The sequence below is a fragment of the Hymenobacter coalescens genome, assembly GCF_054783195.1.
Window position 1 is genome coordinate 256935 of the sequence record NZ_BAAGRA010000019.1, and the last position, 26303, is coordinate 283237.

Genomic DNA, 26303 nt, shown 5'->3' on the forward strand with positions numbered 1-26303 from the left:
GACGGGTGTGGGTTGTTGGTTGTCAGTTGTCGGGACCTTACGGGCCCCTCGGGGCACGCCCCTCCCCAAAAGCGAGGGGGAGCCGGACGAATTTGACATCAGCTGATTTCCCTCACGCGGCACCAGCCCTACCGACAACCAACACCTGACAACTCACAACCATCACCCCAGGCGGCGGCGCACCCAGGCGGGTCCGGCCAGCAGCACCAGCGCCAGCCACGCCAGGCTGATCCACTCGTGCGGGGCCAGCGCGGCGGGCACCAGCAGGGCCGGGCCGTCGGCCGCGAAGGTGCGCCAGGTGAGCAGCGGCGCCCCGTAGGGCAGCAAGTCGGCGTGGGCGATGCGCAGCACCGTGAGGGCCAGCACCGTGCCGGCCAGCCCCACGGCCACGGGCACCACGAAGGAGCGCCACGCGAGGCTCACCACGTACTGCACCGCCAGGATGCCCGCCGTGCCGGCGTAAATGCGCAGCAGCGCCGTGCCCACCGCGGCCAGCGGGGCCGCGTGCAGCTGAAAGCCCAGCTCGGGCCGCAGCAGGCCCAGCAGCCAGCCCGTGAGCAGCAGCAGCCCCGCGTGCAGGGCCTGCGCCAGCAGGCTCAGCCCGAGCAGCACCAGCAGCTTGCCCACGAACAGCGTGCGGCGCGGCACGGGCTGCGTCAGCACGTGCTTCCAGGCGGCGGCGCGGTGCTCCACGTGCACCACCAGGCTGGTGAGCAGCACCACAAACAGCGGCAGCAGCAGGGTGGCCTCGGTGCGCCAGGCGTTGTGCAGGTAGGGCACCCAGGGGCTTTGGCCGGCTTCCAGCAGCGTGGCGCCGCGGAAGAAAAACACCAGAAAGATGATGAGCACCGGCACCACGGCCAGCCCCAGCGCGAGGCGCAGCGCAGCCGTGCCGCGTAGTTTCAGAACTTCCGCCGCCAGCGTGCCGAGCAGCTGACCCGGCCAGGAAGTGGGGGCGAAGGAGAGGGGGCGGGCGTTCATGCGCGGGCGGTGGTCAGGTGCAAAAAGGTTTCTTCCAGGCTGGGCTGGCGGCAGGCAATCTGGTACAGGGGCTGGCCGGCGGCCACCAGCTGCCGGGCCAGCGCCGCCACGCGCTCGGGCGAGCGGAAGGGCAGCCGCAGCGTGCCGCTGCCCGTCACGTGGGCGTCGTGCAGCTCGGCGGGCAGCAGCTGCCGGCAGGCGGCCGCGTCCTGGGTTTCGATGACGATGTGGGCCTGATCGGCCTGGCGGGTCTGCAGCTCGGCCAGGCTGCCCTGGAAGCGCAGCTCGCCCTGCTGAATGACGCCTACGTGTGAGGCCACGCGCTCAATCTCGCTGAGCAGGTGACTGGAAATCAGGATGGTTTTGCCGTGCGCCCGCTGCAGCGTAAGCAGCAGCTCGCGCAGCTCAATGATGCCGTTCGGGTCGAGGCCGTTGGTGGGCTCGTCGAGCAGGAGCAGCTCGGGGTCGGGCAGCAGGGCCAGCGCGATGCCCAGGCGCTGGCGCATGCCCAGCGAGTATTGGCGGGCCGGGCGGTGGGCGTCGGCCGTGAGGCCCACCAGCGCCAGCACCTCGGCGGTGCGGTGGCGGGGCAGGCGGCGCAGGCGGCGCGTCACTTCCAGGTTGTCGTGGCCGCTGAGGTGGTCGTACAGCGAGGGGCTTTCGATCAGGGCCCCGACGCGGCTCAGGGCCGCTTCGCGCTGGCGGGCCAGGTCGTGGCCGAAGAGGCGCACGCTGCCGGCCGGGGCGGGCAGCAGGCCCAACAGCAGGCGCAGGGTAGTGCTTTTGCCGGCGCCGTTCGGCCCCAGAAAGCCGTAGATGCTGCCGGATGGCACCTGCAGGCTTACGTCGCGCAGGATGCGGGTGGGGCCAAACTGGAAGGCAAGTTGCCGGGTCTCGATTAGTAAATCAGCGGAGGCGGACATGGCAAGGCGAGGCCGGGCCAGCCGCAAAAGCGCGGCCGGCAGGTGAAACAAGGTGATACAGCGAGGGGCGAAGCAGCGGGCGGCCGGCAAGGGGCGCGGCCCGGTTCGGGAAAGTCGGTAGGAGCGGCTCAGGCCGTGGCCAGGGCCGGGACCGGCGCGGCGGCTTCCTCGTCCAGGGCGGTGAGGCGGGCCTGCTTGCGGCGGTAGTTGCGGTAGTTGCGCCAGAAGGAGTACACGGTCATGTAGAGCATGAAGCCGTAGAAGCCGAAGGTTTTCAGCAGGAAAAAGGAGTTGTCCCAGGTCAGCAGGTTGTGCGGGAAGTCGGCGTGGCCGAACAGGGCGGTGAGCCGGGGCACGAGGGTGTAGGTGCTGTAGCCGTAAAACAGCCGCAGGAAGTAGAAAAACAGCCCGTAGTTGGCCACCGAGTACGTGAGCAGCGGCAGGTCTTTGGGAAACGAGAAGGTGGTGGGCACGGCGCGGTTTTCGGGCGCCACCAGGCCCAGCAGGCGCCAGGGGTAGAGCACCGAGCGCGACATCAGGTTGGGCACGTCGAAGAAGTCGGAGTACACCCAGTAGCCGTCGTTGCGCAGGAAGGGATTGAGCGAGTACAGCACCACGAACACGTTCATGCTGATGATGGTACCCACGAGCGTGCGCAGCAGCCCGAGGTGGGCCGGCACGAGGTAGAACACCCCGATCATGAGCACGCAGAACAGGAGCTGGAAGTACACGCCCGCCAGGTTAATCATGATGCGCGGCCGCTTGCCCAGCGTCCACACGTTGGTTACGTCGGCGAAGAACACCGGAAACAGCAGGTAGAAGCCAAAGCCGATGGCCTTGGGCGCTACCCCGAAGCGGGCGGCGGCCGAGGCGTGGCCCAGCTCGTGGCAGAAGATGCCGAGCACCAGCCCGATGTAGGCACCGATGATGCACAGGAGCGTTTCCTGCGACACCAGCCGGAGCACAAACGTGCCCCAGGTATGCACGAAGGCCGCCGTCAGGAGCCCGGTGAGCAGCAGCAGGCCCACCATCAGCGGCGGGCGGAACAGGCCGCGCAGCGGCTGGCAGAGGCGCAGCAGCGTGGTTTCGCCCACCAGGTCAAACTTGGTGTGCAGGTAGCTGGTACGCTTCACCTGCAACTCGGCCGGCACGGCCAGGTACTTGCGCAGCACCAGGTCCACCTCGGCTTCCTGCAGCGGCACGGGGCCACGCTGGCGGTAGTCGGCGCAGATGGCGGCCAGGCTCTCGCCGCGCTGCAGCCGCCCGATCACGCCGTAGAGCAGCTCGCCCACCAGGTATACCCGGCCGGCAGCCAGCAGCAGAAAGCGGTTGTCGGGGGTGTGTTGCAGCTCGGCCGTGGCCAGCACGGGGTACGCTTCGGTGGGAGCAGCGGCAAAAGAAGGCGTCATGGGACGACAGGAGTGAAGGCGTAGAAAATAAAAAAGGCCGCAGGCAGCGCCCGCCGCCGACAAGCCGGTTGGTCCGGGCGGGCCGCCACTGGGGCGGCCCACCCGGAACCAAGGGGTGGCTTACAGCTCCACGTCGCAACGCTCGCAGGCAGCAGCGGCGGCAGCGGCGGTGGCCAGCTCCAGGCGCTCCTCCAGCTCGAGGACGAACAGGCCTTCGGTCAGCTCCGGCTGGTTGGCTACTACTGCGGTTTCGGCGGGGGTGTTGATGTTGTTCATGATGGTTGGAATGGTTGAGATAAGAAAATGGGGAGAGGTGCCTACTCGGTTGACGGGTTTTCGGCGCGGCCCGGGTGAAGCGGCCCGTTGCAGCGGGCCAGCAGTGGCGAAGGCAACGGCCGAATTAGTCGGTCACGTCGCAGCGGCGGCAGCTCTCGGCCGCCTCTACGGCTACAGTGGCCAGCTCCAGGCGCTCTTCGAGTTCGAGAACGAACAGGCCTTCGGCCAGGTCCGACTGGTGCAGCGACTCGGACTGGATGCCCGATTGGTCTTGTGCAGGGTACATAGTGGTAAGGAAGAAGAGAAGGTGCCTACTCGGTTGCGGGTTTTCAGCGTCGCCCGGGCCTTGAGGGCCAGTGAGGGAAGTGGGCTGGGCTTACAGCTCCACGTCGCAACGGTCGCAGGCGGCGGCGGCGGCGGCGGCCGTGGCCAGCTCCAGGCGCTCCTCCAGCTCGAGGACGAACAGGCCTTCGGTCAGCTCCGGCTGGTTGGCTACTACTGCGGTTTCGGCGGGGGTGTTGATGTTGTTCATAATGGTACTTTGGTGATTTTGGATTGCCTACTCGGTTGGCGGGTTTTCGGCGTGGCCCGTGTTTGTTTCTGAAGCAAAGGAGGGGGGTTTAGCAGCGACTCGCAATAGGAATATGTTCTCAAATTGCTGATAATCAATTTATTTGATTGTTGATAATGCGCTGACTAAAGGGCAAGCGGCGCCAGCACTGGCTAACGGTCAGGCTGATTAAATAATGGTGTTTTTTTAAGAGGTTTCGATGCGGGACGGGCCGGCGGGCAGGGGCGTGGGCGCCCCGGGCAGCGCCGGCCATGGGCAGGCCGACGCTGGGAAAAGCCGGTGTCGAAACGAAGGGCGGGCCCGGAAGATCGGGCGGGCCCGCTCGGCGACGGAAGGCCGAGGGAGGCGCCACGGCAGGGCGCACGGAGCCGGGCCGGGTCGAAAACCGACGCCCGAGGCAAGGAAAAGTCAGGAAAGCAGGCGCTGCCCGGGGGCTACGCCGGCCTTAGCAAACCGGCGGCGTCTGCGTCGGGTCCAGGCACTTAATCACGGCTACCTCGACGGTCGAGAATTCCAGGCGTTCTTCCAGTTCCAGGATGAACAGGCTGCTGGCAGCGTCGACTTGGGCCGTAGAGGTAGCGGTACTGAAGGAGGCGTCGAGGTGTTGCATAATGGTATTTTGGTGGTGGTGGTGGGCCTACTCGGTTAGGGGTTTTCGGCGTCGCCCCGGCGTTGATTTCTGAATTAAAGGACCGAAAATTCGGCGGATAATGCAATAGGAATTTGTTCCTAATTTGCTGTTTTATAGCCTATAATGCGGATAAAAGGGCCGGATGGTCGCGCAGCGCCAGGGCTACGGTCAGCAGGTCGCGGCCGCTGGCCATGGCCAGCTTGCGGGTGATGTTGGTTTTATGATTTTTTATAGTGTGGGTGCTCACGAAGAGCTGCTCGGCCATCTGGCCGCTGCTCAGGCCGCGGCCGATCAGGGCCAGCACTTTGCGCTCCTGGGCGCTGAGCACCGCCAGCGGATCGGGGGCGGTGGTGGCCGGAGCCGGGTGGGCGGGGGCGGCGGAAGCGGCGTGGCCGCCTTCGAGCACGGCCACGCAGCGCAGCAGCGCTTCCAGACCATCGGCGCGGGTGAGGTAGGCGTGCAGCGCGGTGGGTGCTTCGCCGGCGTCGGTGTAGGCGACGGTCTTGGTGGGCAGGTTGTGCTCGTAGATGCACTGCAGGGCGCAGGCTCCCTGGGCACTGACGCGGCCGGTGCGCAGAATCACCAGGTCGGGGCGCTGGTGCAGCAGCTGGGCGCGGATTTCGTGTTCCTCCTGACCGATATCGAGCACCGCATAGTTTTGCTGGGCCAGAAAGTACGTGGAGGCGTCCCGGAAAAATTCATCATCAGTAATGACGGCAACGGTGCTGATTTTTTTCATGACACGAAGCGGGAGAAGAGAGCAGTGAAAGCGTAAGCATTGGGGCGAGGTAAGCCGAGGCGCCGGTGGGGCGCGGGAAACACGAGGGAAGGCGGGCGGCGGGGCGGCTTAGCCCTCCAGCCACTTGCGGAACTCGGGCGTCTGGGCCGTGCTGGTCACCAGGGCCGTGTCGCTGTGCTTCATTTTCACCGAGAGGCGGTTGTTGAAGTACGGCTCCACTTTCTCGACGAACTGGATGTTGACCAGCTCGGAGCGGTTGATGCGGAAGAAGCGCCCCGGGTCGAGCTGGCGTTCCAGTTCGGTGAGGGTGCCCGTGAGCGGGTAGCGCATGGCCTGCTTGTCGGTGGCAAACACCACCCCTTCGTCGGCCTGCAGAAACATCACGTCGTCGACGGAGAGGATGTAGAGGCTGTTGCGCATGCGCACCGAGAAGCGCTGCTTGTAGGAGCGGTTGTTGTGCTGCAGGGCCCGGCTGAGCTCCTGCACCACGCTTTCGTGCAGGCCGCCGGCCGGCGCGGCCGCGGCGCTGGTCTGGGCAAAGCTCGTGCGCAGGGCGTCGTACTTGTCCAGGGTAATCTTGAACTGCGCCCCGTCGAAGGGCTTGAGCAGGTAGGCAATGCCGTTGACGCGGAAGGCCTGCAGCAGAAACTGGTCGTAGGCGGTGATGAAGATGATGGGGCAGGTGATGCGCACCTGGCTGTAGAGCGTGAACACGTTGCCGTCGAGCAGCTCGATGTCGGAGAAGACCAGGTCGGGCATCGGGTTCTGCCGAAACCAGTCGAGGGCCTTTTCCACGCTCTTGAGCACGGCCACCACCTGCGCGTCGGGGGCGTAGTCGCGCAGGAACTGGGTGGTTTGGCGGGCCGACCACTCTTCGTCTTCGATGATCAGAACATTCATGGCAGCGGGGGGCAAGCGGGACGGGAAGAAAGCGGGAAGCGGCGCAGCGAAGCTAGTTCCACTCCTTGATGACGGGCACCAGCACTTCGAAGAAACCGTCCTTGTAAATCTGCATTTCCTTGTTCGAGAGGATTTTGTAGCGCTCCTTCAGGTTCAGCAGCCCGGTGCCGGTCGACTCCACCGGCGTGAGTTTGGGCCGGATGCGGTTGCTCACCGACACCGTTTCGTCGCCCACGCTGATGACGATGGCCAGCGGGTTGTCCTCGTCGCCGCGGTTGTGCTTGATGGCGTTTTCCACCAGGATCTGCAGCGTCGCCGGCACCACGAAGCGGCCGTCCAGGCTGGCCTCGGTGAGCATCACCTTGTGGAAGCTGTAGGCCTGCCCGAAGCGGTGGTGGAGCAGGTAGATGTACTCATCCACGAACTTGAGCTCCTCGGCCAAGGACACGAAGTCGTCGTCCTTGTGGCGGATCAGGTAGCGGTACAGGGCCGAAAAGCAGCTGAGGTAGTGGCTGGCAATCTGCTTGTCTTGCTGGATGAGCGCGTAGAGGATGTTGAGGTTGTTGAAGAGGAAGTGCGGGTCGATCTGCGCCTTCAGGTTCTTCAGCTCGCTTTCCGTCTGGGCCTTGTGCGCCAGCAGCAGGCGGCGCTGCATGTCGAAGTAGCCCTTGCCCACCAGCATGATGCCGAGCACGCCGTAGCTCTGCCCGTGGCGGATGATGCTGCTGATGAACTGCGCCGGCGTCCACACGATGGTTTCGCCCAGGATCAGCCCGTAGCCGACTTTGTAGAGCCCGCCGCTCAGCAGCAGGAAGGTCGGAATCAGCAGCAGGGCCAGCAGGCGGGTGCGCTGCTCCATCACCAGCGGCAGGAACACGAACACGATGAAGTACACCGCCGCCGTGTCGAGCACGATGTTGTAGCCCATGGCCACCACGGCCCGCAGCCAGCCGAATTCGACCACGTAGCTGGGGAATATCACCAGCAGGGCTACCAGCCAGTAGGTGGCCACCACCAGGATGTCGGAACGGAGCGGACGGGTCAGAAAGGTTTTCATCGTCATCGGGGCGCGGCACACCGCGCTGGTAAGTTACTCTTTGTCGGACTTCACGCGGCCGCGCTCTTCATCCAGGCCGGTGGCGCGCTTGCGGGCGGCCTGCAGGCGCTGGTTGCCGAACTTGTAGCTGAAGCTGGCACGCACCTGCTGCGTTTCGCTCTGGGTGAAGAAGCGGATGTTCATGTCTTGGTAGCGCACCGTGCCGCGCTGCTTGTTGGTGAAGAGCACGTCGGAGGCCGAGAGGCGCAGCTGGGCTTGGTCTTTCCAGAACGACTTCTGCAGGCCCACCGTGGCCGAGCCGAAGGGGCGGAAGGCAATCAGCCCGTTCAGGCCGGCCGAGTGGTAGTAGCCCGACAGCTCCAGCAGCACGCCCTGGGGCAGGCGCACCTTGCTTTGCAGGTACACCATCGTCGAGAGCTTGCCGCGGCGGTACTCGCCGCCGAGGTACTGGCTGCGGTACTGGTTGTAGAACACGTTGGTGCCCCCGAAGCCGCTCACGCGCTTGCCCAGGCTGAGGGGGAAGTTCAGCGTGGCGCTGTAGTTGTCGAGGTGGCCCAGGTTGGTGGTGGTCGAGTACAGCACGTCGCCGCGCTGGGCCGTCACCAGGCTGATGGCGTTGTTGGTGCGGTTGTAGGCCAGTTGGAGCACGGGCTGCTTCTGGTAGGTCACGGCGGCCTTGTAGGCGTTGGTGAACTGCGGCCGCAGGAAGGGGTTGCCGTACTGCTGGGTGTAGGGGTCCAGGTACACCACGCTCGGGTTCAGGTCCTGGTAGCTGGGGCGGTCGATGCGGCGGCCGTAGCTCAGGTTCACGCCGAGTTTCTGGGTCAGCGGCTTCTCCACCGAGAGGCTCGGAAACAGCTGCAGGTAGCTGCGGCGCACGGTGCTGTCGAGGGCCAGGGAGCGGGCCACCGAGTGGGTGTGCTCGGCGCGCAGGCCGGCCTGCACCTGCAGGCCCGCCACGGCCTTGTCGAGGCTCACGTAGGCGGCCGAAATGCGCTCCTCGTAGCGGAAGTGGTCGGAGCGGCCGGGCACGGGCAGCCACGCATTCTGGGCGAGGCGGGCAAAGTCCAGGCGGCTGTCGATGTCCACGTCGCTGATTTTGGCGCCGGCGTCGAGCTTGGTTTTGGCCCCGAGCGGGTGGTGGTAATCGGCCTTGAAGGAGCGCAGCCGGATGTCGGTTTGCTGCTCGAAGCGCAGCAGCTCCAGGGCGGGCCCGTCGCTGGCTTCCAGGGCGTTGGTCAGGCGGCTGTCGTTGCCGGAGCTGTAGCGCGAGTAGTCCGCGTCGAGCACCAGCTCGCGGCCCAAGGAGTCGAGGGCCAGCTTGTAGTTGAGGTTGCCGGCGTAGCTGTCGGTGCGGCGGCGGCTGTTGTTGCGGGTGGTGGTACGCGCCAGCTCGCCGGCCTGCGTCACGTCGATGCGGTTTTCGGCGTTGACGTCGGTGCGCGTGGTGTAGCCGTTGAGCAGCACGCCCAGGGTCTGGCGGGGCGAGAGGGTGAAATCGGCGCCCACGCGGGCCGTGTTCACGTGCGAGGCGCGGGGCTGGTAGCTCTGCTGGGCGTAGCTCACGCGCTGGCCGTTCTCGTCCACCACGCGGTCGGTGTTGAGCTGCTCGTAGGTTTTGCGGTAGTTGTAGCCGTAGCTGCCAAACACGTTGGCGGCGCGGGTGCGGTGGTTTACGTCCACGGCGGCGCCGCCCTTGGCGAAGCGGCCGTAGCCGGCCGTGAGCGTGGTGCTGCCGTTGGTGCCCATGTCGGCGTTTTTCTTCAGCACGATGTTGATGATGCCCGCCGAGCCGGCCGCGTCGTAGGCGGCGCCGGGCTGGGTGACCACCTCGATGCGTTCGATGTTGCTGCTGGGGAAATCCTTGAGCACGCTCACCACGTCGGTGTAGTGGGTGGTGCGCCCGTCGAGCAGAATCACCACGCCCTCGCGCCCGGCCAGGCTGATGCGGTTGTTGAGCACGGCCACGCCCGGCACCTGCTGCAGCACCTCGATGGCCGAGGCACCGGCCGCGGCGGGGCTGCTGGCCACGTTCATGATCATCTTGCCGTTGTGCATCTCCAGCACCGGCTTCTGGCCCACTACTTCCACGCCCTTCAGCTGCCGGGCCACCGGGGCCAGGCGCACCAGCGGCAGCTGTACCGCGCCGTCGGCCACGCCAAACGGGGCCGAGCGGTGGGCCTGGTAACCGAGCATGCTCACCACGAGGCGGTACTCCCCGGCGGCCACGCCCTGAAAGCCGTAGCTGCCATCGGCCTTCGACAGCTCCACGCGTACCCGGCTGGTGTCGGCCGTGGCCTGCAGCAGCACCGTGGCGAAGGGCAGCGGCTGCTGCCGCTCGTCGAGCAGGCGACCGGTTACCGAGCCGGCCGTCTGCGCCTGGCTGAGAAACAAGGGGGCGGCGGCCAGGGAAAGAGTAAGCAGTGTTTTCATGGCGTCGGGGAGAAGAGAATCGGAAGACGCCCAAAACAAGGAAGACCCGGCCCCGAAGCCCGGCAGAAACTGGTGAAGTCGGGGAAAAACCGGATGAACACGGGGGAATCGGGGTTGAGTTCGGGCCCTTCCGCGGCCTAAGCACAGTGCCGCGGGCCGGACCGCCCCGTCGTCGGCGGCATGACCAGCCGCGTTTTTACGACCTGCGCCCGGCCCCGAACCGCGGATACAGTTCGGAAACCGGGCGCAAAGGAACCGGGAAAGGCACGTGGGATTTTCGGGCTTAATCCTCCACGCTGGCCAGGGCCCGGTCGCCGGCCGGCGCGGGCTGCGGCGCGGCCGTGCGCCTTCCGCCCAGCACCACCAGCATCACCGCCAGCACGATGAGCACCGCGCCGCCGCTCATCTGCGCGTTCAGCGCCTCGCCCCCGAAGGCCCAGCCCAGCAGCACGGCCACCATCGGGTTGACGAAGGCGTAGGTGCCGGCCAGGGCAGGCTCGGTCACGCGCAGCAGCCAGATGTAGGCCGAAAACGCCAGCCACGAGCCGAACGTAACCAGGTACGCCAGGGCTACCCACTGCTTGGCGCCCACGCCGCTCAGGTGAAACTGCGGCGCCTCGCCGCGCAGCAGGCCGGCCACCAGCAGAAACGTGCCGCCGCAGAGCATCTGCATGCCCACCCCAAGGAAGGGCGAGCCGCCCACCGGCTTCTGCTTCGAGAACAACGAGCCCACCGACCACATAAACGAAGCCAGCAGCACGGCCGCAATGCCCAGGGACGCATGGCCGGGCTTGAGCACCGCCGTGGCGCCGTTGGTACTGGCCAGCAGGTACATGCCCGCCAGCCCCAGCAGCAGGCCCGCCACCACCTTCGCCGTGGGGCGCGGGGCCAGGCCGCTCAGCCAGCCCAGCACCGCCAGGAACATCGGTACCGAGGCCACCATCAGCGCGGCCTGGCCCGAGGGAATGTACTGCTGCGAAAACGTGGTGCCGCCGTTGCCGAACAGCAGCAGGCAGAAGCCTACCACGGCCGCGCGGCCCCAGTCCTGGCGGCTGGGGGCGGGCACGCCGCTCAGGCGCACGGCCGCAAACTGCACGCTGCCCGCCACCAGGAAGCGCATGGCCGAGAGCAGCATGGGCGGCCAGGCGGCCAGCGCGGTTTTGGTGGCTAGGTACGTGGAGCCCCAGATCAGGTAAATGGCCAGCAGCGCCGCCCCGATGAGCAGGGGCGAGGGGCGGGCGGCAGCGGAAGAAGCAGGCATAAGCAACAGCGCGAAACGACGGCACAAGGCAATGCAGCCTTCTACGGGGCCGCAAACCTAGCGGCCGCCCCGCCGGCATCCAACCCGGAACTTGCGGCGGCACGGCCAACGCTTGAGCGGCCGAGGGTAAGCCCGCGGCTGTTACCTTGCTGCTCATGAAGTTTCACCGCCTGGTTGTCTGGGTCACGGGCGCCTCCGCCGGCATCGGCGAGGCCCTGGCCAAAGCCTTTGCCCGCGAGGGCGCCCGCCTCGTGCTGTCGGCGCGCAACGAGGCCGAGCTGCACCGCGTGGCCGCCGCCTGCGCCCCGGCCGAAACGCTGGTGGTGCCCCTGGACCTGGCCGATAGCGCCGCCCTGCCCGCCAAGGTGCAGCAGGTGCTGGCCCACTACGGCCGCCTTGACGTGCTGGTGAACAACGGCGGCGTGAGCCAACGCTCCCTGGCGCTGGAAACCGCCCTGGACGTCGACCGCCGCCTGATGGAAGTGAACTACTTCGGCACGGTGGCGCTGACCAAGGCCGTGCTGCCGCAACTCGTGGCGCAGCGCAGCGGGCGCATCGTCACCATCAGCTCGCTGGTGGGCAAGTTCGGCACGCCTTACCGCTCGGCCTACGCCGCGAGCAAGCACGCGCTGCACGGCTTCTTCGACTCGCTGCGGGCCGAGCTGCACGGCACGGGCGTGGGCATCACCCTCATCTGCCCGGGCTTCATCCGCACCGGCGTGTCGGTCAACGCCCTCACCGGCGACGGCCGCGCCCTCGGCACCATGGACGACGCCACCGCCAACGGCCTCGCGCCAGCGGAGTTTGCCCGCCGCGCGCTGCCCGTCATTGCGCGCGGTGAAAACGAAGCCTACCTTGGGGGCAGAGAAACGCTCGGCGTGTACCTGAAACGCCTGGCCCCCGGCCTCTTCGCCCGGCTGCTGACGCGGGCCAAGGTTCGATAGGGTGCTCTGTAAACTGGTTTACTTTGTTGCTGGTAATAAAGTTTACTACATCAATGGCTGCGTTCAACAAGACTTAATGCCTCCTCTCCCGTCGCCGCGCAGCTTCGGCGGGCGCGCCGGTGTGTTTGCTCCCATGTCGTTACTCCGTCTGATTTCCGGTCTGTGCCTCGCACTGGCCGTGCTGGCGCTGCCGCGCCGCGCCGCGGCCCAGCTGCTGCAGGCCAAGGCCGCCTTTACCCGCGCCGATTCGTTGCGCGGCACGCTCACGCCGCTGCGTTCCTGCTACGACGTGCGCTACTACCACCTCGACGTCCGGCTCGACGTGGACAAGCGGCACCTGAGCGGCTCCAACCGAATTCGCTTCACCGCCACCCAGGATTTCTCGCGCCTGCAATTCGATCTGTTTGCCAACCTGCAGGTGGAGCGTGTGGAGTACCGGGGCAAAAGCCTGCCCTTCACCCGCGAGTTCAACGCCGTGTTCGTGACGTTTCCGGAGCCCATCCGGCAGGGCGCGCCGGACGAATTCACCGTTCACTACGCCGGCCACCCCACCGTGGCGCAACGCGCCCCCTGGGACGGCGGCTTCGTGTTTACGGAGCACGGCAAGGGCCAGCCCTGGGTGGCCACGGCCTGCCAGGGCGTGGGCGCCAGCATCTGGTGGCCCTGCAAAGACCACCAGTCCGATGAGCCCGACTCCATGCTGATCAGCGTGACGGTGCCCAAGGGGCTCACGAACGTGTCCAACGGCCGCCTGCGCAACACCACCCGGCTCAAGGGCGGGGCCACGCGCTTCGACTGGTTTGTTTCGAACCCCATCAACAACTACGACGTGGCCCTGAACGTGGCCAACTACGTGCACTTCGCCGATACGTACCCGGGCGAGAAGGGCCCGCTGACGCTGGATTACTGGGTGCTGCCCGAAAACCTGGCCAAGGCCCAGCAGCAGTTCGGGGCCAACGTGAAGCCCATGCTCAAGGCGTTTGAGCACTGGTTCGGGCCCTACCCGTTCTACGAAGACGGCTACAAGCTCGTGGAGACGCCGCACCTGGGCATGGAGCACCAAAGCGCCGTGGCCTACGGCAACAAGTACCAGAACGGCTACCTGGGCAAGGACCGCTCGGCCACCGGCTGGGGCGACAAGTGGGACTTCATCGTGGTGCACGAAAGCGGCCACGAGTGGTTCGGCAACAACATCACGAGCAAGGACATTGCCGACATGTGGATTCACGAGTCATTCACCTGTTACTCCGAAGCCCTGTTCACCGAAAGCCAGTTTGGCAAGCCCGCGGGCCAGCAGTACGTGCACGGGCAGCGCCGCAACATCCAGAACGACCGGGCCATCATCGGGCCCTACGGCGTGAACCGCGAAGGCTCGGGCGACATGTACGACAAGGGCGCCAACCTGCTCAACATGGTGCGCACGGTGGTAAACGACGACCAGAAGTGGCGGCAGATGCTGCGCGGACTCGGCCAGCAGTTCCACCACCAGACCGTCACCGCGGAGCAGATCATCGGGTACCTCAACCAGCAGAGCGGCCGCGACTTCACCCGGGTGTTCGACCAGTACCTGCGCCACCCGAGCCTGCCGACGCTGGAGCTGCGCTTCGACGACGGCCGCCCCGTGGCGCGCTGGATCAGCAGCGTGCGCGGCTTCGACCTGCCGGTGCGCGTGCGCTCCAAAGGCGGGGAGTGGCGCTTCATCCAGCCCACTACCACGTTTCAGCCCATCGACGTGCCCGGCCTGACCCGGGACAACCTGGAAGTCGACACGTTCAACTACTACATCGGCGTGCTGGTGGAGTAAGGGCGCTGTACGTTTGCGCCCTGATTAACTCTTCGCAGCTCCCACTCCAGCCCTTCAGCTCTTTTTCACGGGCAAAGGCCGCCATGGCGTTCAGGAAAGACTCGTACTACACCAGATTATAGCAGTAGTAGCGGCCCCGCAAAAGTGCCCCGCTGGCCGCGGTTAGCGTAGTGCTGCTCGGTACGCTGGCGCAGGTTGCGGGTAACGCCGATGTAGAGGACGGTTTTAGCGGGGTTGGTAAGAAGGTCCTTCGGCTGCGCCTCAGGATGACAGAATAGCCATCCGCCGCCGCAAAACCGGCCCCGCAGCGGCTCCCGCCAACCTCGGCCGGGCCGTCCGTGTTTTCTCCCCGGCGCTGGGTATTCTGCCTTACCTTTGCCCGCAAGCGCTTCATCAACCCGACTTTCAGCATGAACCAATACGACGTTACCGTCATCGGCTCCGGCCCCGGCGGCTACGTGGCGGCCATCCGCTGCGCCCAGCTCGGCTTCAAAACGGCCCTCATCGAGAAATACCCCACCCTCGGCGGCACCTGCCTGAACGTGGGCTGCATCCCGTCGAAGGCCCTGCTCGATAGCACCGAGCACTTCCACAACGCTGGCCACACCTTCAAGGAGCACGGCATTGAGCTGAGCGAGCTGCGCATCAACATGAACCAGCTCATCGACCGCAAAAACGGGGTGGTGAAGGCCAACACCGACGGCATCCAGTTCTTGATGAAAAAGAACAAGATCGAGGTGCTGCGCGGCGTGGGTTCGTTCGTGGACAAAAACCACATCAGCATCACGCCCACCGAGGGCGGCGAGGCCCAGCAGATCGAAACCAAGTACACCATCATTGCCAGCGGCTCCAAGCCCACGGTGCTCCCCTTCATTGCCCAGGACAAGGAGCGCATCATCACCAGCACCGAGGCCCTGAACATCCGCGAGGTGCCCAAGCACATGGTGGTGATTGGCGGCGGCGTTATCGGCCTGGAAATGGCCTCGGTGTACGCCCGCCTCGGCGCCAAGGTGTCGGTGGTGGAATACACCGACTCCATCATCCCGACGATGGACGGCGCGCTGGGCAAGGAGCTCAAGCGCGTGCTCGGCAAAATTGGCATCCAGTTCTTCCTGAGCCACAAAGTGACCGGCGCCACCCGCGAGGGCGACACCGTGACCGTGACGGCCACCAACCCCAAGGGCGAGGAAGTGAAGTTTGAGGGCGACTACTGCCTGGTGGCCGTGGGCCGCTCGCCCTACACCGCCGGCCTGAACCTGGAAGCCGCCGGCGTGCAGTTCGAGGAGCGCGGCCGCATCAAGGTAGACGAGCACCTGCAAACCACCACGCCGGGCATCTACGCCATCGGCGACGTGATTCGCGGGGCCATGCTGGCCCACAAGGCCGAGGAAGAAGGCGTGTACGTAGCCGAAACCCTGGCCGGGCAGAAGCCGCACGTCAACTACCTGCTCATTCCCGGCGTGGTGTACACCTGGCCCGAAGTGGCCGGCGTGGGCTACACCGAAGAGCAGCTCAAGGAGCAGGGCCGCGCCTACAAAACCGGCTCCTTCCCCTTCCGCGCCTCGGGCCGCGCCCGCGCCTCCATGGACCTCGACGGCTTCGTGAAAGTGCTGGCCGACAAGGAAACCGACGAAATCCTGGGCGTGCACATGATCGGCCCGCGCATCGCCGACCTCATTGCCGAAGCCGTGACGGCCATGGAGTTCCGCGCCTCCGCCGAGGACGTGGCCCGCATGAGCCATGCCCACCCCACCTATGCCGAAGCCATGAAGGAAGCCTGCCTCGCCGCCACCGAGAACCGGGCCATCCACATGTAATTCTTACTGCCTAGCAGTACAAACGCCAAAGCGGCCGAAGCTTCATCAGCTTCGGCCGCTTTTTATTTATTCCTTATTTGAGTCAAGATGCTTGGTATTTCATCGTGATTTTCAACCCAAATAACATTGATGCCTAAGTTTCGCAATAATTTTTCTTCTAATTGTTTGAAGACTGTAGCAAGTTTTTGGCCTTTGTCAGAAAGTTTCCTTGCTGATGAGCTCTGCCAGTGGTCTTTCATTATAGCATAGTGGTTAACAGAAGGATTTTTCTTTGCTGTAATCTCAAGCAGACGTCTGTGGTTTGGGTCAGTTAAGCTTATGCCAATAAATAAGCATACATTATTGCGCAAGAGATTGAGCTGAGTAATATTTGTCCATATAAACGGTTCTGAAAATTGGGTGTGGTATGCGTCTTCAGTTAGTACTAATGATTCTTTATGGATAGATTCTAGTTCTATAGATCTTGGCAGGTACCCGTGTACATGATATATTGGCAAATCACTCGATATTATCTTGCTTCCTTCGGATAGAACGGAGCAATGAGATATGCCTTTTTTACTAAGTTCTTGTTCAAGTAAGTCGTCAAAATTATAATTTACTACAGCGACAATGCCCGTTTTGTCTCTTCTAGGCATGCATATTTTTCCTAGCTCTTCTAATAATGGTGATGTACGGCTGCTTTCAATGTTTTCGTATAATGCCTCTCGAACCGATTCGGTAAATTCGTCTTTCAAACTATTTTGCAGTAATCTTGCTACAATTAATGGAGAAGCAGGAACCTCTTTCTCGAAAAAAGTCTGCACTTCTTCACGTTCTGGTTCTGAAAGCGGAGAGCCAGCATGGTTGTCAAACACTTTTGCAGCTACTCGTCTAACAAGTTGAGGCCAATCAGGTAACCCTGCTGACCTTGATAAACCAGCTCCTATGAATAAAGCTAGTTTGTCGTCGTTATAAGCCGCTCTTAATGCGGCTATATGTTGCTTATTTGTCGGAGTGGAGGTTACGTCTAAACCTGATAGTTGAACGTAATTAATTTTTGCTTTCTCAAATAGTGATTTTATATAATCATGAGGTGAAGTATTATTGGTTGCTTCTTTTGGGTTTAACCTTTCAAGTTCGTATTTTGTTAATATCTTGACGTTGATATTGGGAAATGATGTTTTGATTCTTTCAAGAATTCTTGGTCTGCTTTGTTCAACTTCTTGTGCTATCAACAACGCACTTTTTATTCTATCTGAATATCTTTCCAAGATAGTTTCAAAGCTTCGTGAAGTTTCGGTATTAAAAATTCCTCTTATATCAATAAGGCATGGCCCTTATAAATCAAATATGCCTAATGGAGCATACGCATCAACCAGTTCTAAACTTTTAGGTAGTTCATTTCCTGTAAGTAACGTTTTGTTCTCTTCAATAACTTGCTCTCTTAAGACATTTATGACATAGCGTTCGAACATACTTGTTTCTGAAAAGCTGATTTTGGACTTCATGCTCATATAGATTGTTGTTTTTGCAATAATAATCGAAATGAGTTCTAAATCAGCTGCACTTAATAAAAAACCCGCCCGCCACAACGTGGCGGGCGGGTTTAGTTTCCAACAGTAGCGGCGGGAGCCTAGCTGGGCAGCGTGGCCCGGTGGGCGGCGATGCCGGCTTTGATGGTAGTGAGCAGCGCGACCTGGGCGGCGTTTTGCTCGTCGTCCACGTCGGCGAGGAACTCCTTGAGGCCGGTGGCTTGGCGGGCGCGCTTCTGCAGGCGCTTTTTCTGCATTTGCAGGGCTGCCACCGCGTCCGTGTGGGTTTCGAGGGTGTCGTCGATACCGGCGGCGAGGATGGACTGTTCGATGTGACTTGGTACCAGAAAATAGCACGGGGCTGAAGCTTCCGCCGCTTTTGCTATTGAAGTTGTTGGTCTACTTCAATGATGTAGTATATCATCTTGAGCGTAGTGAGTGAGGGACATTATCACGTTGGGTTACTTAAGGTCCTTCGCTACGCTCAAGATGACAGACCACTTCCATTCTCAGAAGCTCTGATCAGCTGCCCCGATAAGTGGAATAACCGAAAGGGGACAGCGTGATGGGTACGTGGTAGTGGGCGCCGTCTTTTATCTCAAACACCACATCGATGTAGGGGTAAAAAGAAGATCGTTTCTGAGCCTCAAAGTAAGGCTGGGTCAGAAACGTGAGCTTGTAAATGCCCGGATTGCCAGTTTTGCCGGCAGCTGGCAGGAAGTCACCGATGCGACCGGCACCATCCGTTTTCTTCTCGCCGATGGTGGCCCAGGCTTTCTTGGCTGAATCAAACTTTTCGAGGCGCACTGTAACACCGGAGGCCGGTGCGCCAGTGCTGATGTTGAGAATGTGAGTGCTAAGCTGGTGTTGCGGGCCTTGAGCCAGGCCCAACAGGGGCAACAGGCTGAGCAGGCCGATGAGAAATGCTTTCACGGGGCAACTTGATGGGTGGGGAATTAGCTGCCCAAAACAAGGGGCAGCACAAATGCTATGACAACCAGTAGGCCCGTTGAATGTTGGCGCTTACGCCCTCCCAACGGGCGCGGATCAGCAAAAACGCCAAAGCGGCCAGTCCATTACCAACCCGCCGAGCCGCCCCAGCACCCCGCTACTTCACCACCTCCCGCAGCTCCTTGAGCTGGAAGCGCGAGTCGTACTGGGCAAACTCGCGCAGCATGGCTGTGTGGGCCGAGCCCGCCAGCACTAGCACGCGCTGGTCGGCGGGCTCCACGGTTTTCTGCACCACCGAGTACATGTAGAGGTTGCGCCGGTACCACTCCGACACCAGCCAGGACCCGGCGAAGCTGCCGATGCTGCCGGCCTTGTTGAGCAGATCCAGGTACACGCCCTTATCCTCGCGGATGCTGCCCGGCGCGTTGAAGTCGAGCAGGAGCTGGGTGAGGGTGAGGGTGCTGAGCTTCCGGTTCTGCTCGGCCTCGACTTTCTGGAGGGTTTCGCCCACGCGCTGGATCAGGGCGCTCTGTTGCGCCTGCTGCATGGCCTTTTGCACGCTGTCGAACGGGAAAGTGGTTTTGGTGTAGTCGAAGGCGTACACCCGCGGCAGGCCGGCCTTTTTGGCGGTGCGGAAGGCTAGCTGGATAATCTCGTTTTTCAGGTAGAAGTCGCGCTGCCCGGGCTTGGGGTACCTGGCCACGATGGCCTGCTCGTACTGCCCGCCCAGGTACAGCTGGTAGAGCGCGTCGAGCTCGGCCTGATTGCTCCAGTCCCACTCCACGAACACCTTGTCGGGGCGCCACTGGCTGAGGCGGCCGGTCATCGTCTCCAGCTCGGCCTGGGCCTTGGGCGCCAGCACGTCGAAGGTCTTGGTCTTGACGATGTCGGCGCCGGGATTATGGAAGTGGAACGTGCCAAGCAGCAGCAGCTCGGCGGGCTTGGTCTGGGCGGCGCAGCTCAGCGCGGCCAGCAGGCCGCACAGCACCAACAATGCGTTTCTCATAACGAAGGATGAAGAGGTAAACCAGGCCGGCGCGGGCTGTCCGCCCCATGGGGCTTAGATACAGCCGGCTGCGGAAAGGTTGCCCAGGCCATGCCGGCGAACGGAAAGTGGGCAAGGCCAGACTTTACACAGGCGCGAGCCGGTAGCTCGCGCTACCCCTGCTGTAGATGTTGTGCCCCGCTGTCACCGAGTGACAACAGGGGCAGCACTACATACCGCGCGACTGCTCCTCGGGCGTGGCCGTCAGGCCAACACACGCGCCACTGGCTCGCGCGGGTGTGAACCGGGCTTGTACACACGTGTTCGGAACCCTATGGGCAAAAACGCAGCAGCGGCCGAAGCTACCAGAGCCTCCGCCGCTGCGCTGGGGTGAAGCTGGTCGGTTACGAACGCTGCGGCTCGTAGTGCTGCACCATTAGGCCGCCCGAGAAGCTTATGGCCTTCACCAGCCTGAGCGGCAGATGCTGCGTGGGCTGCCCGAAGGGGCTCCGGCCGTGGCCGATGGCGGTGGGGTTTACAAGCAGGTGGTACTCGTCGACGAGACCGTGGCGGATCAGCTCCGCGACAAACGTAGCGCCGCCGTACGCCATGATGTCGCCGCCGGGCTGCTGTTTCAGGCGGGTGATTTCCGCGACCAGGTCGTGCGCGGCCAGGCTGGTGCGCGGCCACGGCGACTCGGGGAGCGTGCGGCTGAACACCACCTTGGGTGTATCGGTGAATTTCCGGCCGGCGGCCGCTTCTTCGGGGTTGCTGGTATCGGCTGCGGCGGCGGCCCAGTGCGGAATAAAGCCCTCGGCCAGCTTGCGGCCCAGCACAATGGTGTCCACCGGCGCGGTGAGGGCCGTCACGTACTGGTCCAGGTCGGCGGGCCAGGGACAAGCCATCCAGTCCATTTCGCCCTGCGGGCCGCACATGAATCCGTCGATGGTCAGCTGAACCTGAAGCTTGAGTTTGCGCATGGTAGAAGGAGACTGCCTATTCGGCAAGCTGTTTTGTGGTGATGAAGAACGTCAGGCGAAGCAAGGACGAATTGGAACAAGCCGTAAGCCCAGCCGCTCCGCTGCCTCGCTGATCGGTAACGCGGCTCCGACGGGCGCCGTAGGGCGTAGCGCCCGCGTTTCCGCAAGGCCTTTGGGAAGTCGTCTGATTGAGCAGGTCATTAGCCGACGAACAAAGGCTACCTTGTGAGGCCGCAAAGCCCCCGCGTTACTACCTATTTCGCATGCCCGATACCGATCAGCTCCGCTTTGTCAATGCCGTAGCGGAGGTGCAGGCCGACCCCGAGGGCTTTGCCTACATGCGCTGGCAGCCCGGGCCGCGCCTGCTGGTCGATTACCAGGAGGCCATGAACGCGCTGCTGCGGGTGATTCGCACGCTGGGCACGGGCAAGGCCCTGGTCGACCACATGAATATCACGCCTGTCACCGCCGAGGAGCAGCACTGGGTGACCAACCACTGGCTGCCGCGCGCCGTGATGCAGGGCAATTACCGCTACGCGGCCCTGCTGAGCCGGCCCGGAACCATGGCCTGGATGAACAAGGTCGACCAGCGCCTGCTCGACTGGCCCCTGGCGCCGGTATTCCGGCACTTCGCCGATGAAGGCGAGGCGCGGACCTGGCTGCGGGCGCAGATCGTGCTGAAGTCGCAGATATAAGGCGGCCCACCCCCGGCCGTAGCAGGAGGGCGCGGCGGTGCCCACCGCCTCCGCTAGCATCGAGAGGGCGGTAGCCGGCGCCTACTTCACGGGCAGCGGACGCACCTCGCCGGTCAGCTTATCGATCTGGAAAGCGGCCCGGTTCGGCATGCGGCCCACCCAGTCGGTACGCGGCACCAGGGCCTGCCACTGCGCATCCACCTCCACCAGGGCGGCCGAATCGGCCACGTACAGGTCGGCCTGGGGCTGGTTGCGCAGGTACTCGCGCAGCACGGCGCGGGCTTCGCCCTCGGTGCCCGCGCTACGGGCCGGTGGGGCGGGGGCCGAGCGCACCACGGGCGTACCGGTAGTTTGGGCGGCTGGCTGGCAGCAGGTGAGCAGCGCGGCGCAGGGCAGCGCCAGCACGAGGAGTTGTTTCATGGTGAGAAGCGGCGTCAAGAGCCGGCTTACGTGTGTACGGCGTACCGGCAAAAGCAGCGCCCGGGCGCCGCACAGGACCTTTTTCGGAATTGGAAACCAGGTCTGAAAACGCCAGGCGGCGGTTTCCCGCCTCGGGGCGGCTCCCTGCGCCGCTAAACGGCTGCGGCCGGGCTTGGTACCCCGCCGCGACCGTTCCAAAAGTTGGCGGCGCCCCCTACTGAACCTCGGCGGCCGCGGGCTGCTCTTGCGGCACGGCGGCCGGGTCCATGTACATTACCTCCCAGAGGTGGCCGTCCGGGTCCTGGAAATTGCGGGCGTACATGCATTCCATTTCCTGCAGCGGCTTGGTGGGCCGGGCCCCGGCCGCCATGGCCTTATCGACCAGCGTGTCCACGTCCTCGCGGCTATCGGCCGACAGGCAGAGGATGACCTCCGTGGACCGGGTGGCGTCGGCAACGGTCTTGGGCGTGAAGGTCTGGAAGAAGGGCTGTACCAGCAGCATCACGTAGATGTCGTCGCTGATGACCATGCAAGTGGCGTTTTCGTCCGTGAACTGCTGGTTGAAGCGGAAGCCGAGCTGGGTAAAAAACGCGATGGAAGCGTTCAGGTCCCGAACCGGGAGATTGACGAAGATCTTGGTTGCCATGGCTAGTGCGGTTAGAAAGTGTATGCCAAATATATTAGCATTAACCGGGGCCGGCAGTGGGCAAATGCGACAATCTGCGGGGGCGTTTGCGACAGCGCCACCGCCGTGGGGAAGCGGTCATCAACGCCCCGAAGCGTGGGGGTGCGGAGCCCCGGGCCGGGACTCCGCGCACGGGCTACTGAGCCGGAGGCTGCTGGGCCGGGGGCGTCGGGGCCGACCAGCGCCGGGCGCGCCACTCCTGGCGCTGCGTCTCGTCGAGGAACGTCCAGGCCACCACGCGGCTGATTTTTTGGCCCTGCGTCATCTGAATGGTGCGCACCTCGGTGGCCTGCAGCTTCTTCAGCGACTTGTAGAGGCCCGGCAGCGTCTCTTTCTTCGAGACCAGGGTGGTAAACCAGTAGCAGTTCTGGCGCAGGTGGGCGCTTTCCTCGGCCATGCGCCACAGGAAGGTGGCCTCGCCGCCGGGCGTCCACAGCTCGTTGGGCTGCCCGCCAAAGTTCAGCGTCGGCTTGGGGCCTTTGGCGGTGCCCAGGTGCTGCTCCTTGCGCCGGCTGGCGGCTTCCGCTTCGGCGGCCGAGGCGTGGAAGGGCGGGTTGCACATGGTCAGGTCGAACAGCTCCGTGGGCTTTACCACGCCGCTGAAAATCTCGGCGCCGGAGGGCTGCAGGCGCACGTCGACGGCTCCGGTGAGCACCCGGTTGCCGGCCACAATCTGCTTGGCCATGCGCACGGCCACCGAATCGGCGTCGGTGCCCACGAAGCGCCAGCCGTACTCGCGGTGCCCGATGATGGGGTAGATGCAGTTAGCCCCCACGCCCACGTCGAGCACCCGGATGCCCTTGCCGCGCGGAATCACGCCCGCGTTGCTGTCGGCCAGCAGGTCGGCCAGGTAGTGCAGGTAGTCGGCGCGGCCCGGAATGGGGGGCGCGAGGTAGCCCGGGGGCACGTCCCAGTTGTCGATGCCGTAAAAGTGCTTGAGCAGGGCGCGATTCAGGGCCTTCACGGCGGCCGGGTCGGCAAAGTCGATGCTGGCGTCGCCGTAGGCGTTGTCGGCCACGAAAGGCTGCAACTCGGGCGAGCTGCGGCTCAACTCCGCAAACTCGTAGCGGCCGCGGTGGCGGTTGCGCGGGTGCAGGCCTTCTTTGTCGGCGGCAAAATCCTTGGGCGGCTGATTCATGGGAAGCGGGGCTGGGGGCGCGGGGTCGGGAGTAGGCCGCCTTCGCGCTACCAAAGCTAGCCAGAGTTGGGGCAATACGCCCGGCGGAGGCCGGCGCTGCTTAAACCGGCAGGGTGCGTTGCAGCTGCTCGAAGGCGGCCCGCGTCAGTTCCCACAGCTGCACCGGCTGCTCGAAATTGAGGGCGCCCGGCGTGGTCACGTGTTCCCGCACGAAGCGGAAGCCCAGGCGCGCCAGCGTCCGGTTGGGGGCCGGGTTCAGGGCGTACGGCTCGCAGTAGAGGCGCTGCAGCTGGTAGCGTTCGAAATAATAAGGCAGCGTCAGGCGGATAAGCGCCGCGCCGTAGCCCTGCCGGCGCTCCGGCGCGTGCCACAAGTGCAGGTGCATGTAGGCCTGCTCGCCGAACCGGATCTGGTTGATGTTGGAGTGGCCCACGGCCCGCCCATCGACCTCCCAGATCAGGCAGTAGGATTTCTTCTCCGGTAGCGGCGTGCGCAGCTGCTCGGTGAGCATGGCCGTCCACTCGGCGCGGGTGAGCATCTTGCGCAGGTCCACGCCCAGGCTTTGCAGGTAGGCCGGCTCCGACTGCAGCCAGTAGTCAATCAGGGGCTCCAGGTCGGGGAGTTGCAGCTCGCGGACGGATAGGGAAGGCATGGCAGGCGAAATTCGACTTCAGGCAGGCGCACGACTGGCCGCTGCCGAACCGGGCAAAGGTGAGCGAGTCTGCCCGTCCGGACAAGCCCCGCGGCGGCCCCCAAACGCGCAGAGGCCAGCGCGGCTCGCCGCGCTGGCCTCTGAGGCTGCGACGCTGGTGGGCGCTGGGCCCACCCCGTCTGCTTCCGCTGGTGCTTAAGCCAGCTTAACCGATACGGCGTTCGGACCCTTGTGGCTCATTTCCACCTCAAAAGTCACTTTGTCGCCTTCTTTGATCTTGGTCGTGAGCCCGTTGGCGTGCACGAACACGCTTTCCTGGCTTTGCTGATCCTTGATAAAACCGTAGCCCTTCGACTCGTTGAAGAAGGTCACCGTGCCGGTGCGGATGGCCTCCAGCGGGTCCATCTCCTCGCGCTTGTGCGCGCCGAGCTGAATGTCTTCGGTCTTGATTTCCTTCTTTTTCTTGGGGTCCGGCGGGGTGGCCGAGATGTTGCCATTCTCGTCCACGTACGCGAGCATATCCTCCAGGCTTTGGCCTTTTTTGGCGTTGGCCTGGCGCTCCTCGCGCTTCTCTTCCTTGTCTTTGCGCTTGCGCTGCTTTTTCTTCTCGTTTTCCTTCTTACCGAAGGTTTCCTGTGATCTGCCCATGCGTAGTTCTGAGGGATGATGTCTGCTTTGATCGGTATAGCCAGGAATCAAAGGCAGAGGTATGCAATGAATATAAAGATAATAAAAAATAATTTGAAATTTTCCCATGATTATTTCAGCGCGCACCGGCGGGCCGCGGGGAGTGCTCAGGCTATGCGAGTTGCGTGCTCCAGACCAGTACGGGCGGGCTGCTGCGCTGGCCGACAACTCCGGGGGGGCGGCGGATTTCCCACGAGCCCGTACGGCTTGGGGCTGCGGTACTTTGCCGGGATAAAAGCTGCGAACAGAGGGCTGCGCGGACCCGCTGCGCAGCAGCGGTGAGCTACCAGCTGCTGCCCGCGCCGCCCCCGCCCGAAGAGCCCCCGCTGCTACTGGAAAAGCTGCCCGACGAAGAGGAGCCCGACGAGGAAGAACTGCTTGACGAATCGGAGAGGCGCGCGATGGTGTACTTTTTCTGGGTCTGATGGTTGCAGTGGCGGCAGCGGGCCAGCTCCCAGCCCCAGCCCTCCGTCGAACGGGTGGCCTGCTGCACCACCCGCCGGCCCTCGTCGAGCAGGGTTCGGTGCTGGCAGGCGGGGCAGGGCCTGGCGTCGGTGCCGGGGTTCTGGTAATCGAGCACGAGCGTGTGCTGGCACGGCTCGCAGCGCCACACGTCGTAGTCGACGGACTGCACCGTCTCTTCCACCTGCTGGCCCGATCGGAGAAACGCGTCGTCTTCCTGCTCGCTCAGCCGGCGCATGGGGCGGGCGCAGTGGGGGCAGGCGTAAGGCGCCTCGCGCAGCTGCAGCAGCTGCCGCCGGTGCCGGGCCCAGTGGCCAGCCAGCAGCGGAAACACGTAGCGGCTGAAGCCCAGGCCGTGGTGCGCCTGCGCCAGAAAAGCGTACTGCGCGTGCCGGGTCTGTTCGGCGTACTCGGCGGCAAAGGTGCGCCCCACGCGCCGGAAGTAGTACAGCAGGTACAGCAGCGGCAGCAGGTACGCCACCGCAAACAGCAGCCAACCGCTGACCACTTCCGGCGCAAAGAACCCCAGCAGAATCAGGCCGAAGGGCAGCAGCACGGCGAAGCCCAGCGCGTTGCGGTGGGGCTGCTCCCGTGTGGTGAAGTGCCAGAGAGACGAGTAGAGCACCAGGGCCGCCATGCCCACGAGCATCGTGCCGAACAGCAGCAGCAACGAGTCGTCCGACGGGGCCGACGCAGCTAGTTCCTGGCTCACGTCCGGCGCGGCCGCGGGCTCCAAAAAACCGGTATCGGGCGTGGCCAGGGAGTCATCGGCGGTCCGCAGCGAGTCCAGGCCCCCGGTGGTGAGCTGCCGGATGACGGCCGCCACGCCCTGGCGCACGGCTGCGTCGTACTGCCCGGCGCGGGCGGCCGGCACCATGTAGCGTTGCTGAATGCGGTAGCAAAGCGCGTCGGGCAGGTCGGCCTCCAGCCCGTAGCCGGTTTCGAACTCGATGCGGCGCTGATCGAGCACCAGCAGGATTAGCAAGCCGTTGTCGCGCGCCGCGTCGCCGACTTGCCAGCGCCGAAACAGCTCGTAGGCCGCCGTCTTGGGCACCGCCTCGCCAATGCTGCGGGCCACGGCCACGTCAATGTGCGCGCGGCCGGCCTGGTCGAGACTGCGCAGCGTCGCGTTCAGGTCGGCGACGGTGGCCGGACTCAGCACCTGGTCCGGGTCGCTGACGTAGGCTTCGCCGAGGGTTTCCGGGTCGGGGATGGCCGTGAGGTAGTTCGGCTGGCCGGCCGCAGCCTCGTCGGAGGAAGAACTGCAGGCCGTGCCGGCCACAAGCAGCACGAAGAGCAGGCAGCGAAGAAAGAAGCAGTAGCGCATCGGGCGGCGAAACATGGTCGCGCCGAAGATAGGAGCCTTGGTATATTCAGCCGCCGCGCCCGGG

General features: G+C 64.0%; 28 protein-coding genes. 4 read left to right on the forward strand and 24 right to left on the reverse strand.

Features of this window, described 5'->3' with window-relative positions; genetic code table 11:
• Positions 1-162: 162 nt before the first annotated feature.
• From ACYVKQ_RS17560 to ACYVKQ_RS17615, 12 genes are all read right to left on the reverse strand, one after another.
• Positions 163-981 carry an ABC transporter permease gene (locus tag ACYVKQ_RS17560; protein WP_460676654.1) on the reverse strand — a complete coding sequence of 273 codons (819 nt, stop codon included), beginning with the start codon at positions 979-981 and terminating at the stop codon, positions 163-165.
• Positions 978-1904, reverse strand: coding sequence for an ABC transporter ATP-binding protein (locus ACYVKQ_RS17565; RefSeq protein ID WP_460676655.1), 927 nt, complete (start codon positions 1902-1904; stop codon positions 978-980). Before ACYVKQ_RS17565 ends, ACYVKQ_RS17560 begins: the two co-directional genes overlap by 4 nt.
• A 128-nt stretch (positions 1905-2032) precedes the next feature.
• Entirely contained in the window at positions 2033-3313 is a 1281-nt protein-coding gene (locus ACYVKQ_RS17570; RefSeq protein WP_460676656.1) for a hypothetical protein, read from the reverse strand.
• Positions 3314-3433: 120 nt separating this feature from the next.
• The gene (locus ACYVKQ_RS17575; RefSeq protein ID WP_460676657.1) at positions 3434-3589 is read right to left on the reverse strand and encodes a hypothetical protein; all 156 of its coding nucleotides are present in this window, start codon (positions 3587-3589) and stop codon (positions 3434-3436) included.
• A gap of 124 nt (positions 3590-3713) precedes the next feature.
• Complete coding sequence (locus tag ACYVKQ_RS17580) at positions 3714-3875, reverse strand: hypothetical protein (RefSeq protein WP_460676658.1); 162 nt, start codon at positions 3873-3875, stop codon at positions 3714-3716.
• Positions 3876-3965: 90 nt separating this feature from the next.
• Complete coding sequence (locus ACYVKQ_RS17585; RefSeq protein WP_460676659.1) at positions 3966-4121, reverse strand: hypothetical protein; 156 nt, start codon at positions 4119-4121, stop codon at positions 3966-3968.
• A gap of 484 nt (positions 4122-4605) precedes the next feature.
• On the reverse strand, positions 4606-4770 hold the full coding sequence (locus tag ACYVKQ_RS17590; protein ID WP_460676660.1) for a hypothetical protein: 165 nt from the start codon (positions 4768-4770) through the stop codon (positions 4606-4608).
• A gap of 139 nt (positions 4771-4909) precedes the next feature.
• A complete protein-coding gene (locus tag ACYVKQ_RS17595) occupies positions 4910-5530 on the reverse strand; it encodes a helix-turn-helix transcriptional regulator (RefSeq protein WP_460676661.1) in 621 nt (206 codons plus the stop codon).
• A 108-nt stretch (positions 5531-5638) separates the two neighbouring features.
• Entirely contained in the window at positions 5639-6430 is a 792-nt protein-coding gene (locus ACYVKQ_RS17600) for a LytR/AlgR family response regulator transcription factor (protein WP_460676662.1), read from the reverse strand.
• Between the two features lie 52 nt (positions 6431-6482).
• Positions 6483-7487: a sensor histidine kinase gene (locus tag ACYVKQ_RS17605; protein ID WP_460676663.1), complete on the reverse strand. Its 1005-nt coding sequence runs from the start codon at positions 7485-7487 to the stop codon at positions 6483-6485.
• A gap of 33 nt (positions 7488-7520) precedes the next feature.
• Positions 7521-9920, reverse strand: coding sequence for an outer membrane beta-barrel protein (locus ACYVKQ_RS17610; RefSeq protein WP_460676664.1), 2400 nt, complete (start codon positions 9918-9920; stop codon positions 7521-7523).
• Between the two features lie 283 nt (positions 9921-10203).
• Positions 10204-11181 (reverse strand): EamA family transporter, encoded by a 978-nt coding sequence (locus tag ACYVKQ_RS17615; RefSeq protein ID WP_460676665.1) that lies wholly within the window; start codon positions 11179-11181, stop codon positions 10204-10206.
• Positions 11182-11336: 155 nt separating this feature from the next.
• Between ACYVKQ_RS17615 and ACYVKQ_RS17620 the strand changes: the two genes are divergently transcribed.
• The 3 genes from ACYVKQ_RS17620 (at position 11337) to lpdA (ending at position 15746) form a co-directional block, all read left to right on the forward strand.
• Complete coding sequence (locus ACYVKQ_RS17620) at positions 11337-12125, forward strand: SDR family oxidoreductase (RefSeq protein ID WP_460676666.1); 789 nt, start codon at positions 11337-11339, stop codon at positions 12123-12125.
• A gap of 133 nt (positions 12126-12258) precedes the next feature.
• Complete coding sequence (locus tag ACYVKQ_RS17625) at positions 12259-13929, forward strand: M1 family metallopeptidase (protein ID WP_460676667.1); 1671 nt, start codon at positions 12259-12261, stop codon at positions 13927-13929.
• A 410-nt stretch (positions 13930-14339) separates the two neighbouring features.
• The gene (lpdA, locus tag ACYVKQ_RS17630; RefSeq protein WP_460676668.1) at positions 14340-15746 is read left to right on the forward strand and encodes a dihydrolipoyl dehydrogenase; all 1407 of its coding nucleotides are present in this window, start codon (positions 14340-14342) and stop codon (positions 15744-15746) included.
• Between the two features lie 62 nt (positions 15747-15808).
• Here the strand turns inward: lpdA and ACYVKQ_RS17635 are convergent, their stop codons facing one another.
• From ACYVKQ_RS17635 to ACYVKQ_RS17660, 6 genes are all read right to left on the reverse strand, one after another.
• A complete protein-coding gene (locus tag ACYVKQ_RS17635) occupies positions 15809-16996 on the reverse strand; it encodes an SIR2 family protein (protein WP_460676669.1) in 1188 nt (395 codons plus the stop codon).
• Between the two features lie 66 nt (positions 16997-17062).
• On the reverse strand, positions 17063-17233 hold the full coding sequence (locus ACYVKQ_RS17640) for a hypothetical protein (RefSeq protein ID WP_460676670.1): 171 nt from the start codon (positions 17231-17233) through the stop codon (positions 17063-17065).
• A 125-nt stretch (positions 17234-17358) separates the two neighbouring features.
• Positions 17359-17529, reverse strand: a complete 171-nt coding sequence (locus ACYVKQ_RS17645) for a hypothetical protein (RefSeq protein ID WP_460676671.1) — start codon at positions 17527-17529, stop codon at positions 17359-17361.
• Positions 17530-17779: 250 nt separating this feature from the next.
• Positions 17780-18190 carry a hydroxyisourate hydrolase gene (uraH, locus tag ACYVKQ_RS17650; RefSeq protein WP_460676672.1) on the reverse strand — a complete coding sequence of 137 codons (411 nt, stop codon included), beginning with the start codon at positions 18188-18190 and terminating at the stop codon, positions 17780-17782.
• A gap of 175 nt (positions 18191-18365) precedes the next feature.
• The gene (locus ACYVKQ_RS17655) at positions 18366-19214 is read right to left on the reverse strand and encodes a DUF5694 domain-containing protein (protein ID WP_460676673.1); all 849 of its coding nucleotides are present in this window, start codon (positions 19212-19214) and stop codon (positions 18366-18368) included.
• 383 nt (positions 19215-19597) lie between these two features.
• On the reverse strand, positions 19598-20173 hold the full coding sequence (locus tag ACYVKQ_RS17660; protein ID WP_460676674.1) for a dihydrofolate reductase family protein: 576 nt from the start codon (positions 20171-20173) through the stop codon (positions 19598-19600).
• Between the two features lie 263 nt (positions 20174-20436).
• On the opposite strand from ACYVKQ_RS17660, the gene ACYVKQ_RS17665 reads away from it, so the two are divergent.
• Positions 20437-20868, forward strand: coding sequence for a hypothetical protein (locus ACYVKQ_RS17665; RefSeq protein WP_460676675.1), 432 nt, complete (start codon positions 20437-20439; stop codon positions 20866-20868).
• An 81-nt stretch (positions 20869-20949) separates the two neighbouring features.
• On the opposite strand, the gene ACYVKQ_RS17670 is transcribed toward ACYVKQ_RS17665, so the two are convergent.
• From ACYVKQ_RS17670 to ACYVKQ_RS17695, 6 genes are all read right to left on the reverse strand, one after another.
• Positions 20950-21288 (reverse strand): hypothetical protein, encoded by a 339-nt coding sequence (locus ACYVKQ_RS17670; protein WP_460676676.1) that lies wholly within the window; start codon positions 21286-21288, stop codon positions 20950-20952.
• Between the two features lie 214 nt (positions 21289-21502).
• Complete coding sequence (locus ACYVKQ_RS17675; protein ID WP_460676677.1) at positions 21503-21934, reverse strand: VOC family protein; 432 nt, start codon at positions 21932-21934, stop codon at positions 21503-21505.
• 175 nt (positions 21935-22109) lie between these two features.
• The gene (rlmF, locus tag ACYVKQ_RS17680; protein ID WP_460676678.1) at positions 22110-23111 is read right to left on the reverse strand and encodes a 23S rRNA (adenine(1618)-N(6))-methyltransferase RlmF; all 1002 of its coding nucleotides are present in this window, start codon (positions 23109-23111) and stop codon (positions 22110-22112) included.
• A 100-nt stretch (positions 23112-23211) separates the two neighbouring features.
• Positions 23212-23763: a GNAT family N-acetyltransferase gene (locus ACYVKQ_RS17685; RefSeq protein WP_460676679.1), complete on the reverse strand. Its 552-nt coding sequence runs from the start codon at positions 23761-23763 to the stop codon at positions 23212-23214.
• 195 nt (positions 23764-23958) lie between these two features.
• The gene (locus ACYVKQ_RS17690; protein ID WP_460676680.1) at positions 23959-24411 is read right to left on the reverse strand and encodes a cold-shock protein; all 453 of its coding nucleotides are present in this window, start codon (positions 24409-24411) and stop codon (positions 23959-23961) included.
• Positions 24412-24733: 322 nt separating this feature from the next.
• Entirely contained in the window at positions 24734-26254 is a 1521-nt protein-coding gene (locus ACYVKQ_RS17695) for a TPM domain-containing protein (RefSeq protein WP_460676681.1), read from the reverse strand.
• Positions 26255-26303 lie beyond the last annotated feature (49 nt).

Coding starts and splice junctions, on each gene's coding strand:
- ACYVKQ_RS17560 (WP_460676654.1), bottom strand. CDS start 981: ATGAACGCCCGCCCCCTCTCCTTCGCCCCCACTTCCTGGCCGGGTCAG.
- ACYVKQ_RS17565 (WP_460676655.1), bottom strand. CDS start 1,904: ATGTCCGCCTCCGCTGATTTACTAATCGAGACCCGGCAACTTGCCTTC.
- ACYVKQ_RS17570 (WP_460676656.1), bottom strand. CDS start 3,313: ATGACGCCTTCTTTTGCCGCTGCTCCCACCGAAGCGTACCCCGTGCTG.
- ACYVKQ_RS17575 (WP_460676657.1), bottom strand. CDS start 3,589: ATGAACAACATCAACACCCCCGCCGAAACCGCAGTAGTAGCCAACCAG.
- ACYVKQ_RS17580 (WP_460676658.1), bottom strand. CDS start 3,875: ATGTACCCTGCACAAGACCAATCGGGCATCCAGTCCGAGTCGCTGCAC.
- ACYVKQ_RS17585 (WP_460676659.1), bottom strand. CDS start 4,121: ATGAACAACATCAACACCCCCGCCGAAACCGCAGTAGTAGCCAACCAG.
- ACYVKQ_RS17590 (WP_460676660.1), bottom strand. CDS start 4,770: ATGCAACACCTCGACGCCTCCTTCAGTACCGCTACCTCTACGGCCCAA.
- ACYVKQ_RS17595 (WP_460676661.1), bottom strand. CDS start 5,530: ATGAAAAAAATCAGCACCGTTGCCGTCATTACTGATGATGAATTTTTC.
- ACYVKQ_RS17600 (WP_460676662.1), bottom strand. CDS start 6,430: ATGAATGTTCTGATCATCGAAGACGAAGAGTGGTCGGCCCGCCAAACC.
- ACYVKQ_RS17605 (WP_460676663.1), bottom strand. CDS start 7,487: ATGAAAACCTTTCTGACCCGTCCGCTCCGTTCCGACATCCTGGTGGTG.
- ACYVKQ_RS17610 (WP_460676664.1), bottom strand. CDS start 9,920: ATGAAAACACTGCTTACTCTTTCCCTGGCCGCCGCCCCCTTGTTTCTC.
- ACYVKQ_RS17615 (WP_460676665.1), bottom strand. CDS start 11,181: ATGCCTGCTTCTTCCGCTGCCGCCCGCCCCTCGCCCCTGCTCATCGGG.
- ACYVKQ_RS17620 (WP_460676666.1), top strand. CDS start 11,337: ATGAAGTTTCACCGCCTGGTTGTCTGGGTCACGGGCGCCTCCGCCGGC.
- ACYVKQ_RS17625 (WP_460676667.1), top strand. CDS start 12,259: ATGTCGTTACTCCGTCTGATTTCCGGTCTGTGCCTCGCACTGGCCGTG.
- lpdA (WP_460676668.1), top strand. CDS start 14,340: ATGAACCAATACGACGTTACCGTCATCGGCTCCGGCCCCGGCGGCTAC.
- ACYVKQ_RS17640 (WP_460676670.1), bottom strand. CDS start 17,233: ATGAAGTCCAAAATCAGCTTTTCAGAAACAAGTATGTTCGAACGCTAT.
- ACYVKQ_RS17655 (WP_460676673.1), bottom strand. CDS start 19,214: ATGAGAAACGCATTGTTGGTGCTGTGCGGCCTGCTGGCCGCGCTGAGC.
- ACYVKQ_RS17660 (WP_460676674.1), bottom strand. CDS start 20,173: ATGCGCAAACTCAAGCTTCAGGTTCAGCTGACCATCGACGGATTCATG.
- ACYVKQ_RS17665 (WP_460676675.1), top strand. CDS start 20,437: ATGCCCGATACCGATCAGCTCCGCTTTGTCAATGCCGTAGCGGAGGTG.
- ACYVKQ_RS17670 (WP_460676676.1), bottom strand. CDS start 21,288: ATGAAACAACTCCTCGTGCTGGCGCTGCCCTGCGCCGCGCTGCTCACC.
- ACYVKQ_RS17675 (WP_460676677.1), bottom strand. CDS start 21,934: ATGGCAACCAAGATCTTCGTCAATCTCCCGGTTCGGGACCTGAACGCT.
- rlmF (WP_460676678.1), bottom strand. CDS start 23,111: ATGAATCAGCCGCCCAAGGATTTTGCCGCCGACAAAGAAGGCCTGCAC.
- ACYVKQ_RS17685 (WP_460676679.1), bottom strand. CDS start 23,763: ATGCCTTCCCTATCCGTCCGCGAGCTGCAACTCCCCGACCTGGAGCCC.
- ACYVKQ_RS17690 (WP_460676680.1), bottom strand. CDS start 24,411: ATGGGCAGATCACAGGAAACCTTCGGTAAGAAGGAAAACGAGAAGAAA.
- ACYVKQ_RS17695 (WP_460676681.1), bottom strand. CDS start 26,254: ATGTTTCGCCGCCCGATGCGCTACTGCTTCTTTCTTCGCTGCCTGCTC.